We start from the raw sequence: 12,758 nt of genomic DNA, 5'->3' as shown, positions 1-12,758 counted from the left end.
CTGCGCCGGATTGGGGCGGGTGACGACCGAAAGCCTGCGGATCGGCGACGTTCGCAACATCCTCCCGGCTAACTTTTTTTGAGGCGGAGCGGCGGGGCGTAGCGGGGGATGAGAAAGGTGGGGCGGCGTGACGTCGGGCGTTACGCCTGGTAGGCGGGGCCGGAAAACCTGTGTTCCAACGGCCAGCCAGCACCACACATCGGGCTGAGCCGGCGGATGAACTTCAGCAGGTTTGCGCTCAGGACAGTCGGTTTCTCATGACGATTGCCGGACCTGCCACCTCATGGCATGCGTTTGGGCGAGCGTCAGCTGGTCCAGCAGGGCATCGCGCCGCCGATCGACTTCGCCGGCCAGGGCGCCACTGGACATGAGATCCGCGTAGCGGGTGCTGACCATGTCATGCAACCAGGCGAGCCGCTGCAGCGTGAGGGGCGTGCAGGTCTGGCCTTTCAGATCGTCGGCCAGGTCCAGGCGGTGCGAGCGCCAGGCTTCGCGCAGGTACAGCGCTTCGGCTGAGCCCGCGAGTGAGGTCTGCCAGCTGTGGATGATTTCATCGAGTCGATCCAGCACGGAGGTGGTTGCGCCTCGCCCGGCCAGATCGCGCTGCCAGTGCCTGTATCGATCGAGCGCAATGTGCTTTTCCAGGCGAAAGGCAGTTAGCGCCCGGTTGCCGCCAAGCTGTTCCTGGCTGAGCAGCCAGGCGAAGAACTGCCGCGTTTCGAAACGCTCGATCGGATGGAAAGCGGGCGAGACGAGGCCGTCGCTGTTGAATTCGCGTAACGGATCGAAGCGATACAGATAACCAAAATCGAACAGGCGGATGCGACCGTCATCGAGCACGTTGCCGGGGCACAGATCCCACTCGAACAGGCCCAGCGAGGCGAGGCTGATGACGGTATCGAACAGGTCTGTCAGGCGCGCTTCGTTCCAGTCCTCGACCACCTCACCGTCGATCCAGGGCGATAGCAGCACGCCGCGGCGAAAGCTTGCGTAACGGGTATCGACGATGCCGCTGAGGCGTTCAGACAGCTCCGGCCGTGCCTTGAGTTCGTGCAGTTCGGCGCGGCGTTGCACCTCGTTGAGAAAGGAGGTCTGGCCGTCGGCGCCTTGCACCAGGCACCTCTCGCGGGCGCGTTTGAGCGTCCAGCTCCGGCCCTGCGCCTCGATCCGGTAGACATGCGCTGTGAGCCCGCCGGAGAGTACGCGGCTGACATAGTCTTCGCTGCCATCGGTGCTCGCCAGGGTTGCCAGCGGTAGCGGACAATCGTCCGGGTGCCCGACTTCCAGTTCAGCATTGCTGGCGATGAAAGCCAGCTGCGCTTGCTGGCGCGTGTTCAACATGTTCATGGCGAGGTCTCCGCACAGGGTGCGCTATGGATGAGATTGCATGGATCGGTCGCGGCGTGTCGGGGTCGATAGGAGAACAGACGTGGAGGTGAACATGGCCGATGTGTACAAGACTGAAACCATCACGCGCGCCGAGGTCGACTCGCTCGACGGCGTAACGGTGCTCGACTTCGGCACCAACTGGTGCGGGCATTGCCGCTCTGCCGAGCCGCACATTGAGCGGGCGCTCGCCGAGTATCCGCAGATCAACCACATCAAGGTCGAGGACGGCCCGGGACGACCACTTGGGCGCAGTTATCGCGTCAAGCTCTGGCCAACCCTGGTCTTCGTGCGTCTCGGTCAGGAGCTAGCCCGAGTGGTGCGCCCGACCGACGCCAAGGTGGTCGGCGATGCCGCTGCTCAGGCCACCATCCCGCTCAGCGATTGACCAGAGCCCCCGCCTGCACCACGACAACCCTGTCGCTGCCCTGTACCCGCGAGAACGCGTAGGGCTGATTGGAAAGCTGTTGGTGCCGGCCGGCGCCAATGGCTGGATGCCGTGCGCGGAACTGACCGATTCGTTGCCAGTGATCGATTAGCGCAGCGATCTCGGGTTTGGTGTGCTCGCTCCAGTTCATGTCTGACCGTGTGCCCTGGTAAGGGTCGGAGCCGGTGGGGCCGAAAGCGCGGGCGCTCTCGTCGCCGTAGTAGATCTGTACGGCGCCGGGGCTCAGCAGAAGCGCGCTGGCAAGGCCGCGTTGACGCTCCAGGTCGTGCTGCGCGCTGAACAGCGCGGTGTCATGGGATGAGGCGTAGCTCATGAAGTTATGCCTGGGATTGTCCGCCAGCATGCTGGCGTAATGCCCGTAGCTTTTGTCGGCGCGGACCAGGCAATCGCTGGCAGCTCCGGCGACCTCCTGCTGGAAGGCAAAGTTGATCAGCGCATCGAAGCCGTTGCTCTGGTAATCGCTGATTTCCGGCCCGTGGCCAAAAACTTCGCCCACCATCCAGAACGGCTCACCTGCGAGGGGGTCGTCTGGATTGGCTTCAGACCAATCGCGCCGGGCCTGTTCCGCCTGCTGGCGCAGCTGCGCCCACGCGGTCGGCTCGACGTGCATGACGGTGTCGGCGCGAAAACCGTCGACGCCGAATTCGCGCACCCAGGTCGTCAGCCACTCGTTGAGGTAATCGCGCACGCGGTAACCGTCTCGCTCGACGGCGCGGGTCGGTTGCTTGTGACGAAGAAATTCCGGCAGGCGAACTGGCGTTTCTGATTCGGTGCGAAAGTCCGGCAAGAACGCCAGCGACCCTTTCAGCGGGTCCACCAGAACGCTGGGTGGCACCGGGTAGTCGGCAATACCGGCGCGCACCCAGTCCTTGCCCCACCAGCGAGACCAGGCCGGGTGATCATAATCGATCAGGTTGTGGTAGGCGTGCAGCTGCTCGTAGGGCTCCGGCTGCCAAGCGGTCCAGCGTTCGGGCAGGTATTGCGCCATCCCGTCTCGCAGGCCACCAAAGCCAAACTGCTGCATGTCCGCCAGGGTGGAGTAGCCAGCGTGGTTGAGCACGACGTCGAACAACACGCGGATGCCGCGGGCATGTGCCTGCTTGATCAGCTCTCGCAGGTCGGCTTCGGTGCCCATGTTGGCGTCCAGCTGGGTGTAATCCAATGGGTAGTAGCCGTGGTAGGCGTAATGGCGAAAGTCGCCTTTATCGCCGCCACCGACCCAGCCGTGAATCTGTTCATAGGGTGCGCTGATCCACAGCGCGTCCACGCCCAGTTTGGTCAGGTAATCGAGCTTGCTGGTCAGCCCTTTGAGATCGCCGCCATGGAAGGTGCCGATTTCCTGAGCGCCGTCGGGCTCGCGGCCATAGCTGCGGTCGTTGTTCGGGTCGCCATTGGCGAAACGGTCGGTCAGGGCGAAATAGACGGTCGCGTTGCGCCAGTCGCGCGCTGGTACCGGGCGCGCGTCGGCAGCTTCGATCAGCAGTAAGCCGTTGCTGCCGGGTGCCGGGGTCAGTTCGACCTTGCCGTCCTTCACGATGGTCGTGTTGCCGCTGTAAGCGTCGCGTAATCGCTGGTCATCCTCGAATACCCCAGCGACCGGAACCTGTACGGCTTCGCCATTCCATGGTTGGCAGGCCTGCTCGACCGGCTCCTGCGGTTGGAGACTGGGCAACAACCGCAGGTTGGCGTCATCGCCCGTCTGCACCAGCAGGCGGTAGCGCCCCGGTTTCACTACATCGAAATCGAAGCGATCGCCAGCGTTCAGCGCGTGCCGTTGAAACGGCTTGAGCGGCTTCTGTTCGGCCTCGCCAGTACCCAGTTCTAGGGTGCCTTTGGTTAGCTCCAGCTCCGCCGCGAAGCGATCCTGGGCTAGCGTTTCCCAGGTCGGTTGCAGAAACTGACCGTTGAGTCTGATAGGGACTTGCGGTTCCGCTTGTATAACGGGTGCGAGCAGTCCGAAACAAAGGGCTAGGATAGGTGGACTAAGGGGCGGCAGAGGGCGCATGTCCGGCTCCGGCTTGGCGGGGAAGAGGCGTTATTCAAGCCTGTTTTCGTCGACCCGTGCAGGCTGAGAAAGGGCGATTCGAGGGTTCTGCGGGTCCGGTGCGAATGCAAAACTACGCCCTGCTTCTACGCCCCTCATCCTCCCTTCGGGGAGGATGTTTTAGCCCAGCGGCAGGGCGAGTATGGATGCACTGCGAGACCGTCAGACGGCACGCAGAACGTTGTGGATCAAAAATAAGAAGCCACGAGGAAATACCTACATGAATAAAAAGCTGTTTGCAGCGGCCGCGTTCGGTCTCTCCGCAACTCTGAGCCTGCCGCTGTCTGTCCAGGCCGCCATCGAAGAAGGCAAGCTGGTCGTCTGGATCAATGGCGACAAAGGCCATAAGGGACTGGCCGAGGTAGGCAAGAAGTTCACCGAAGAAACCGGCATTCCCGTCGAGGTGGCACACCCCGATGCAGCCACGGACAAATTCCAGCAGGCCGCCGCCACCGGCAATGGTCCGGACATCTTCATCTGGGCGCACGATCGCCTCGGTGAGTGGGCCCAGAGTGGCCTGATCACTCCCGTCACACCCAGCGCCGAGAACAAGCAGGAAGTCGCTGACTTCGCCTGGGACGCCGTCAGCTACAACGGCAAGCTGTGGGGCTATCCAATGGCGGTCGAAGCGCCTGCGCTGATCTATAACAAGGCCCTGGTGTCGACCCCGCCCAAGACCTTCGAAGAAGTCCTGGCGATGAACAAGGACCTCGCCGCCGACGGCAAGCGCGCAATCCTCTGGGACTACAACAACACCTATTTCACCTGGGCTTTGCTGGCCGCCAACGGCGGTTATGCCTTCGAAGATACCGGCTCGGGCTATGACGTCAGCAAGACCGGCGTCAATAACGAGGGCGCCAAGCAGGGCGCAGCCGTCCTCAAGCGTTTGATCGACGAGGGCGTGATGCCCAAGGGCGCCGACTACAGCGCCGCAGAGGCCGCCTTCAATAAAGGCGATACGGCGATGTTCATCAGCGGCCCCTGGGCCTGGTCGAACATCAAGAAGAGCGGCATCGACTTTGGCGTGGCCCCGATCCCGGCGGTAGGCGATAGCCCGAGCAAGCCGTTCTCCGGTGTGATGGCCGCAACCCTCAACGCCGCCAGCCCGAACCAGGCGCTCGCCGTTGAGTTTCTCGAAAACTACCTGCTGGAAGTGGATGGCCTTAAAGCCGTGAATGCCGACGTGCCGTTGGGCGCGGTGGTGAACAAGGAATTCATGGCCGAGTTGTCCGACGATCCGATGATCAAGGCCACCTTCGAGAGTGCTCAGCAGGGCCGTCCGATGCCGAACATTCCGCAGATGGGCGTGTTCTGGTCAGCCATGGAGCCTGCCCTGACGAACATCACCTCCGGTCGCCAAACTGTGGATGCCGCCCTGGATGACGCCGCCAAACGCATCGTCAAATAACGACAACCCACAGCCGCAGTTGGAGACGCCTGCGTCTTCGGCTGCGCGCCCTGAGGCCCAGATTCCGATGTCCGCCGTGAATGTTCCTGCCGAAATGCCCGGCCGCGCTGTGCCGAAACTGTCGATACCCAAGCTGCCAGCCGCGATGCGTTGGGGCCTTTGGCTGCTGTGCAACGCCTTTGCCCTGTACCTGATCATCGCGCTCTATGCGCAGGGGCAAACCGTGTTCGCCCTGCTCGGGCTGGTGGTCGCCGGAATCGCCAGTTTCGTGTTCATCAACCGCCGTGCCTACGCCCATCGCTACATATTCCCGGCGGTAGCGGGGATGCTGGTGTTCGTGATCTTCCCGCTGCTCTACACCGTGGGCATCGGCTTCACCAATTACAGCGGCACCAACCTGCTGAGCTTCGAGCAGGCGCAGCGTTACCACCTCAATCAGACCTACCTTGCAGGCGAACGCTTCGGCTTCAGCCTGCACCAGAACGATGCCGGTGAGATGCGCCTGCGGGTCGACCGTGGCGAGCAGGGCGTCTGGGTTTCCGCTCCGCTGGCCGGTGAGCCGGTTGCGGGCGAGCCGCTTGGCATGAGCCGGGAGGCTGAGGTCGAAAACCTGGGTGCGGCCTTGCCGTTGCGTGATGTGATCCGCCAGCGCAAGCAACTGGAACAGTGGGTCATGCGCGGTCATGAAGGTCAGCTGCTGCGCCTTTATGGGCTGCGTGAAGTCGCCGCGGTGGAGCCGCTGTACCGGTTGCGTGACGACGGCTCGCTGGTCAACAACCAGACCGGTGAACGCCTTACGGCTAACGATGAGATCGGCTTCTACGTCGATGCCGAAGGGCAGCAGGTCGCGCCGGGTTACACGGTCTATGCCGGCTGGAGCAATTTCGCCAAGGTGCTGACCGATCCGAAGATTCGCGGCCCGTTTCTGCAGATCTTCGTCTGGACGGTGTGCTTCGCCGCGCTGACGGTGGTCTTCACCCTCGCGGTCGGCCTGGTGTTGGCCAGTCTGCTGCAGTGGGAGATGGTTCGCGGCAAGGCGTTCTACCGGCTGATGCTGATTCTCCCGTACGCGGTGCCGGCGTTCATCTCGATCCTCGTGTTTAAAGGCCTGTTCAACCAGAGCTTCGGTGAGATCAATCTGATGCTCGACAGCCTGTTCGGGGTGCGGCCGGACTGGTTCAGTGACCCGACCCTGGCGCGCAGCATGATCCTGATGGTCAACACCTGGCTCGGTTATCCCTACATGTTGTTGCTGTGCATGGGGCTGCTGCAGGCGATTCCGCGCGACCTCTATGAGGCCTCGGCAATGGACGGCGCGACGCCAGTCGACAACCTGTTGAAGATCACGCTGCCGCTGCTGATCAAGCCACTGGCGCCGCTGCTGATCGCAAGCTTCGCCTTCAACTTCAACAACTTCGTGCTGATCACGCTGCTGACCCGTGGCGGCCCCGACATCCTCGGCACCACAACCCCGGCGGGCACCACCGATCTGCTGGTCAGTTACACCTACCGCATCGCCTTCCAGGATTCGGGGCAGAACTTTGCCCTGGCCGCCGCCATCGCCACGCTGATCTTTATCGTCGTCGGCGCCATGGCCTGGCTGAACCTGAAGCTTTCCAAGGTCAAGGTCTGAGGATTACGCACATGGCCATGGTTCAACCGAAATCCGTCAAATACCGCGTCTGGCTGACGCACGCAGGCTTGCTCGCCTTTGTCGCGCTGATCGTGTTCCCACTGCTGATGGTGGTGTCGATCTCCTTCCGGGAGGGCAACTTCGCCACCGGTAGTCTGCTGCCGGACAATCCGACTCTGGAGCATTGGTCGCTGGCGCTGGGCATCCCTTACGTCCATGAAAATGGCGAAGTCAGCAGCCCGCCGTTCCCCGTGCTGACCTGGCTGTGGAACTCGATGAAGATCGCGCTGATCAGCTCGCTGCTGATCCTCATGCTTTCGACCACCAGCGCCTATGCCTTTGCGCGGCTGCGCTTCGGTGGCAAGAGTCCGATTCTCAAGGGCATGCTGATCTTCCAGATGTTTCCACCAGTATTGACGCTGGTGGCCATCTACGCCTTGTTCGATCAGCTCGGTGAGCACATCAGCTGGCTAGGCGTTAACACCCACGGCGCTGTGATCATCGCCTCGCTGGGTGGCATGGCGCTGCATATCTGGACCATCAAGGGCTACTTCGAGAGCATCGACGGCTCGCTGGAAGAGGCGGCCATCGTCGACGGCGCCACGACCTGGCAAGCGTTCGTGCACATCCTCTTGCCGATGAGCGTGCCGATCCTGGCGGTGGTGTTCATCCTCGCCTTCATCACCAGTGTCACCGAGTACCCCATTGCCTCGGTGCTGTTGATGGATGTGGACAAGCTCACCTTGTCGGTCGGTGCGCAACAGTACCTCTACGACCAGAACTACCTCTGGGGCGACTTCGCTGCGGCGGCGGTGCTCTCCGGACTGCCGATCACCGCGGTGTTCCTGTATTGCCAGAAGTGGATCGTCGGCGGGCTCACAGCCGGAGGCGTGAAGGGCTAATCGACCCAGGACAGCTCGATGCGTCACGACATCGGAACAGGGAACGAACAACGGGAGACGATCATGAACGCCGCACTACCTGCACCCTTGCCGCTGATACCGGCGAAGCTGAACATGCCGCTGTTGCCGCGCGGCCTGTTGGGGCGGCCACGCCTTGACGAGTGGTTTCAGCGTCTTGGCGAGGTGCGGCTGGCTGTACTGCACGCACCGAGCGGTTTCGGCAAGACGACCCTGGCGTGCCAGTGGGCAAGGGCGTTCGAGGGCCGTGTCGCCTGGTTGCAGCTGCATCCAGGCGATAATGATTCGCTGCAGCTTGGCCGCTATCTGCTTCACGCCCTCGACGCTCAGTTGGAGCATGGGTGTCCCCGCAGCCTCTTGCTGGCCGGTCAGGGCAGGGAGGCTTTCGATACGCTGCTTACGCATCTGCTGGCCGAATTGCCGGGCGAGCACGAACCGCTGCTGCTGGTACTGGATGATTTCGAAACGCTGTACACCGCAGAAGTCATCGCTGCGCTGCGCTTCTTCCTGCGCAACATGCCGAGCTGGATGACGCTATTGGTCTGCAGTCGCGGCCTGCCGGAACTGGGCGTGGCGGATCTACGGGTCAAGCATCAGCTGCTTACCGTCGACGCTCAGCACCTGGCCTTCGAAACCGACGAAGTTCAGGCACTGCTGGATCTGGGCCTGCCGGTTTCGATCAACCGCGAGCAGGTCGAGCGTTTGAACCGGCGTATCGGTGGCTGGCCGTGCGCATTGCAATTGGTTCTGCAGGAAGTGCAGACGGGCCGTGGTATGGACCTGTTTCTGGAAAACCTGCAGCTCGGCCATCCGTATATTCGCGATTACATGCGCGAGCAGGTCGTTGCCAACCTGGGCGCAAGCACGCTGGAATTCCTCCAAGCGACCTGTCTGCTGGAGCGCTTCAACGCAGCACTGGCCGACCGACTGACTCAGGGTAGCAATGCTCGCGGGATGCTCGAGCAATTGGAGCGTAACGGGCTGTTTCTGCAATCGCTGGATGGCCTTCGTCAGTGGTATGCCTACCACCCATTGTTCGCCACCTTTGTGCTGGGCGAACTGCGCACCCATCAGCCTCAGCGGCTATCCGATCTGCACTTGCGTGCGGCCGAAGCGCTGATGGCGGAAAACCTGCCGGAAGAGGCCGCGCGGCATGCGGTACAGGCCGGCTGCCCGACCCGCGTCGGCGAAGTGCTGGAGCGCCACGGCCGGCAGTTCTACCGTCAGGGCCGCCTTGAGCTGCTGCAGCAATGCCTGGAAACACTGCCGGAGGCGGTTATCGCCGGCTCGCCGCTGTTGACCCTGCTGCAGGCCTGGGTGTCGCAGAATTCCTACCAGTTCGATCAGGTCGAGCGCTGGTTCAAGGCCGGCGAAGAGGCCCTGCAGCAGAGCTGTTCGGAAGACGACTGGGCGCGCATCGTTGGCGAATTCAACGCCGTTCGCGCTCAGGTCGCCATGAACCGTGGTGATGAAGAGCAGGCAATCGCTCTGGCACGGGAAGCCTTGGTACGTGAGCCGTTGATCATGCGCACCTCGAAGGTCGCAGCCCTCTCGGGCCTGGCCGAGGCGCATTTCGTTCAGGGCCTGCTACCGCAGGCGCAGAAGCAGTATGAAGAGGCCGAACGCCGTGCCCGCGAGATTCGCGCCTCGCACCTGGTGGTATGGAATCTCGGCCAGCTTTCTGAAATCGCCATTGCCCAGGGCTATCTTCAGAAGGCCTATTCGCTGCAGGAACGGGCGATCCAGTACGTCGAACAGGCCGACCTGCAGGCGACCCCGATCATGGAGTTCATCTACCGCGTGCGTGGTCAGGTGCTGCTTGAGTGGCACCATCTGGATGCCGCCGAGCAGTGCGCGCTGCAGGGCATCCAGATACTCGAAGACGTCGGCGACCGCTGGCTGCTGCAGTGTTACGCCCTGCTGGCCGGGATCGCCCATGCGCGCGGCCAGCAGAGCGCCTGCGCGGACTACATAGGCAAGATCCAGAGCATGCTCGCTGACGACAATTACCATGTCGACTGGCTCGCCAATGCCCATGCAGTAATGCTCAGCTACTGGGACTCCACCCAGGACAAGACCGCGATCCAGCAATGGCTGCTGACGGCGCCAGCGCTCGAGCGCGGCCTCAATCACTTCGCCCAGTACAACGGCCGCAACCACGCACGAGCCCACCTTTCGCTGAAGCAGCCGGACAAGGCGCTGCCGATCCTCAGGCAGCTGCAAATCGATGCGGAGCAGCACGGCTTGATCATGGACTTGAACCGCAACCACATCCTGCTTGCGCAACTGCACTGGCTGCGGGAAGAGCGTCAGCAGGCGCTGGATAACCTGCAGCTGGCGTTGACCCTGGCGAGCAGCACGGGTGCCATCGGCAGCTTTCTGCGCGTCGGTAAACTGCTGATCGCCATGCTCAAGGCCTTGCAGCATGAACGTCGGCTCGATGAACTCGAAGCCCAGCGTGCCGACCGGCTGATACAGCTGGCGCAGCAGCAGCGGGACTTCAGCCGGGCGATTCGCATCACCCTCGACGAAGCGGTGATCCAGGACATCATCAACCGTCCGGATGTGCCGGAGCTCATCCGCCATTCGCCGCTGACGCGCCGAGAGTGGCAGGTGCTGAGCCTGATCCACGCGGGGCAGTCCAACGAGCAGATTGCGGAACACCTGAATGTCGCGCCGACGACGATCAAAACGCACATCCGCAGTCTGTATCAGAAGCTCAACATCACCCATCGCAACGAGGCCGTGCAGCTGGCGCGTAGCCTGCTGAGCAAAATCCAGGGCGAATAGCGGGTGGCTTACGAGCAATGGCGCATCCGGCCGGTCCAAGGCCGAATGCGTCATGTTCATTTCCAGTGGAGCCTGACAAGCCGATGACCGAAAAACAGAAGATGCTCGCCGGCGAACTCTACCGGCCCGGTGACGCCGAATTGCAGGCCGATCAAGCCGCGGCCAAAGCCTGGATGGTGCGTTACAACGCTGCGCTCGGCGAAACACCGACGGTGCGCCGTAACTTGCTGAAAGAGCTTTTAGGAAGCGTAGGCGAAGGCGCTGTGATCCGGCCGCCGTTTCATTGCGACTACGGCTACAACATTCACCTCGGCGACGATGTGTTCTTCAACTTCAATTGCGTGATTCTCGACGTGGTCGAGGTGCGCATCGGTTCGGGAGCGCAGATCGGACCGGCTACGCAGATTTACGCGGCGGACCATCCTCGAAGCGCGGAAGAGCGCCGCAGCGGCCTGGAATTCGGCCGTCCGGTGGTGATTGGGGAGAACGTCTGGATTGGCGGTGGCGCGATCATCCTGCCGGGCGTAACCATCGGCGATGACGCCGTGATCGGAGCGGGCAGCGTGGTGACTCGGGATGTGGCGGCGGGGACGACAGTCGTAGGCAATCCGGCCCGTAGTCGCTGATAGACGTAAGAATGGCAGCCGGCTCCGAGGCCGGCTGCCGGCACTGCTTACTGCTGGGTCACGGTGGCCATGTTGCCCGAGCCCATCTGCGACACCATTGCCGAGTCGCCCATGCCGCTCTGCATCAGCATCGCCTGGTTGCCTACGCCGCCCTGAAGCACGGTCGCCATGTTGTCCTGGCCAGCTTGCGTCAGGCTGACTTCGTTGTCCGAGCCATAGATCTGCTGGATGTCCGCCACGTTGAGGTCGCCGCCCTGTAGCACGTCGACACGGTTGTTGTCGCCGTAGCTGGAACCGGTCAGCTTGTTGCCAGTGCCGCTCTGGGCAACGGTGAGCAGGTTGTCGGCGCCATCCTGGGCGAAGTCGATCAGATGATCGGCGCCTTCCTGAGTGACGTAAGCCTCGTTGAACTGCCCGTTCTGCTGCAGCGAAGCAGTCATCATGCTGCCGTCTTGATCGACGATGGCATAGTTGTTGTTGCCGGTCTGCTCGGTGCTGGCGGTGTTGCTATCGCCAACCTGGAAGATGTCGGCGCTGTTGGCGGTGCCGTCCTGGTAGATCGACGCGGTCTGCAGCGAGCCGCTCTGATCGATGTAGGCTTCGTTCTGCAGTCCGTTGGACCGGATCTCAGCGCTATGCTCGGCGCCTTCCTGGGTGACGGACGCGACTTGCATATCACCTATCTGGTCGATGGTGGCGACGGAGTCAGAAACGTCCATCTGATAAACAGTGGCGTCGTTGCCGTTGCCTTCCTGATTAATCACGCCGTCGTTACGCGCGCCATTTTCCTGCCAGACCAGCGAGACGTTGTCATTGCCGATCTGGCGTTGTTCCGAAACGCTCAGTTCGGTATTGGTCTGGATGGACTCGGCAAAGTTGTCGTTGCCGTCCTGATCGATCACGGCGGTGCTCAGGTCAGCTGCGGTCTGCTCGATGTACGCAGTATTGAAGCTGCCCGCCTGATACTGGCGAGCGGTGGCGCCGGTGGAGTCGCTCTGGACGATGCTCGCGTCATGGTTGTCGCCACTTTGCAGCTGGATGGCTTCGCTCTGCACGGTCGAGGTCTGCACGATGTCCGCGCGGTTCAGTTCGCCGGTCTGCGTTTGCACGGCATCGGACATGGTGGCGTCGGTCTGGGTCACCATACCGTCGTTGCCGGTCCCGGTCTGGGACTGATAGGAAATGTTGTCCTGACCACCAGTCTGAGTCACTTCGACAACGTTGTCGGCACCGCTCTGATTCTGTTCTGCGCTGTTGTCTTGGGCGTGAGCCTGAGTGGCCAGAATCGCGATGATGGCGGCTGCGAGGGGCTTGCACTTGAACATTTAAATCTCTCCATGGATTTGGGATGCGTGTCGCTCCTGACTGGGCGGCTGCGCAGGTTGCTGAGCGGCGGCTACTGCGGATCAGTCCTGGAACTGCATCGATCCTAAAAGCCGCTCGTGACAGATAAGTGTCGATTCGCTTGTTTGTCGACATTTTTATGACGAATGACGGGGCGGC

Annotated in this window: 9 protein-coding genes; 6 read left to right on the top strand and 3 right to left on the bottom strand. The window is 62.1% G+C overall.

The window, feature by feature from the left end; translation table 11 throughout:
* Positions 1–255 precede the first annotated feature (255 nt).
* Positions 256–1,347 (bottom strand): protein kinase family protein, encoded by a 1,092-nt coding sequence (locus tag BUE09_RS08870; protein ID WP_073300649.1) that lies wholly within the window; start codon positions 1,345–1,347, stop codon positions 256–258.
* A gap of 94 nt (positions 1,348–1,441) precedes the next feature.
* On the opposite strand from BUE09_RS08870, the gene BUE09_RS08865 reads away from it, so the two are divergent.
* Positions 1,442–1,774, top strand: coding sequence for a thioredoxin family protein (locus BUE09_RS08865; protein WP_073301017.1), 333 nt, complete (start codon positions 1,442–1,444; stop codon positions 1,772–1,774).
* Here BUE09_RS08865 and BUE09_RS08860 read toward each other — a convergent pair.
* Positions 1,764–3,839 (bottom strand): alpha-amylase, encoded by a 2,076-nt coding sequence (locus tag BUE09_RS08860; RefSeq protein WP_073300648.1) that lies wholly within the window; start codon positions 3,837–3,839, stop codon positions 1,764–1,766. The two genes, BUE09_RS08865 and BUE09_RS08860, sit on opposite strands and share 11 nt — an antisense overlap.
* 259 nt (positions 3,840–4,098) lie before the next feature.
* Here BUE09_RS08860 and malE point away from each other — a divergent pair, with 259 nt between their 5' ends.
* The 5 genes from malE (at position 4,099) to BUE09_RS08835 (ending at position 11,255) form a co-directional block, all read left to right on the top strand.
* Positions 4,099–5,286, top strand: coding sequence for a maltose/maltodextrin ABC transporter substrate-binding protein MalE (gene malE, locus BUE09_RS08855; protein WP_073300647.1), 1,188 nt, complete (start codon positions 4,099–4,101; stop codon positions 5,284–5,286).
* A 67-nt stretch (positions 5,287–5,353) separates the two neighbouring features.
* On the top strand, positions 5,354–6,919 hold the full coding sequence (gene malF / locus BUE09_RS08850) for a maltose ABC transporter permease MalF (RefSeq protein WP_073300646.1): 1,566 nt from the start codon (positions 5,354–5,356) through the stop codon (positions 6,917–6,919).
* A gap of 11 nt (positions 6,920–6,930) precedes the next feature.
* A complete protein-coding gene (gene malG, locus BUE09_RS08845) occupies positions 6,931–7,821 on the top strand; it encodes a maltose ABC transporter permease MalG (protein WP_073300645.1) in 891 nt (296 codons plus the stop codon).
* Between the two features lie 63 nt (positions 7,822–7,884).
* Complete coding sequence (gene malT / locus BUE09_RS08840) at positions 7,885–10,629, top strand: HTH-type transcriptional regulator MalT (RefSeq protein ID WP_073300644.1); 2,745 nt, start codon at positions 7,885–7,887, stop codon at positions 10,627–10,629.
* 83 nt (positions 10,630–10,712) lie between these two features.
* Positions 10,713–11,255 (top strand): sugar O-acetyltransferase, encoded by a 543-nt coding sequence (locus BUE09_RS08835; RefSeq protein WP_073300643.1) that lies wholly within the window; start codon positions 10,713–10,715, stop codon positions 11,253–11,255.
* Between the two features lie 47 nt (positions 11,256–11,302).
* On the opposite strand, the gene BUE09_RS08830 is transcribed toward BUE09_RS08835, so the two are convergent.
* Positions 11,303–12,580, bottom strand: a complete 1,278-nt coding sequence (locus tag BUE09_RS08830; RefSeq protein ID WP_073300642.1) for a hypothetical protein — start codon at positions 12,578–12,580, stop codon at positions 11,303–11,305.
* Positions 12,581–12,758 lie beyond the last annotated feature (178 nt).

The organism is Stutzerimonas xanthomarina DSM 18231, from assembly GCF_900129835.1.
GTDB lineage: Bacteria > Pseudomonadota > Gammaproteobacteria > Pseudomonadales > Pseudomonadaceae > Stutzerimonas > Stutzerimonas xanthomarina.
Note: the sequence above shows the minus strand (reverse complement) of the source record. Positions and strands in the feature narration are given on the sequence as shown.

Bases quoted from the DNA above. Each gene is read 5' to 3' on its own strand.
- BUE09_RS08870 (WP_073300649.1), bottom strand. From the start codon at position 1,347: ATGAACATGTTGAACACGCGCCAGCAAGCGCAGCTGGCTTTCATCGCC.
- BUE09_RS08865 (WP_073301017.1), top strand. From the start codon at position 1,442: ATGGCCGATGTGTACAAGACTGAAACCATCACGCGCGCCGAGGTCGAC.
- BUE09_RS08860 (WP_073300648.1), bottom strand. From the start codon at position 3,839: ATGCGCCCTCTGCCGCCCCTTAGTCCACCTATCCTAGCCCTTTGTTTC.
- malE (WP_073300647.1), top strand. From the start codon at position 4,099: ATGAATAAAAAGCTGTTTGCAGCGGCCGCGTTCGGTCTCTCCGCAACT.
- malF (WP_073300646.1), top strand. From the start codon at position 5,354: ATGTCCGCCGTGAATGTTCCTGCCGAAATGCCCGGCCGCGCTGTGCCG.
- malG (WP_073300645.1), top strand. From the start codon at position 6,931: ATGGCCATGGTTCAACCGAAATCCGTCAAATACCGCGTCTGGCTGACG.
- malT (WP_073300644.1), top strand. From the start codon at position 7,885: ATGAACGCCGCACTACCTGCACCCTTGCCGCTGATACCGGCGAAGCTG.
- BUE09_RS08835 (WP_073300643.1), top strand. From the start codon at position 10,713: ATGACCGAAAAACAGAAGATGCTCGCCGGCGAACTCTACCGGCCCGGT.
- BUE09_RS08830 (WP_073300642.1), bottom strand. From the start codon at position 12,580: ATGTTCAAGTGCAAGCCCCTCGCAGCCGCCATCATCGCGATTCTGGCC.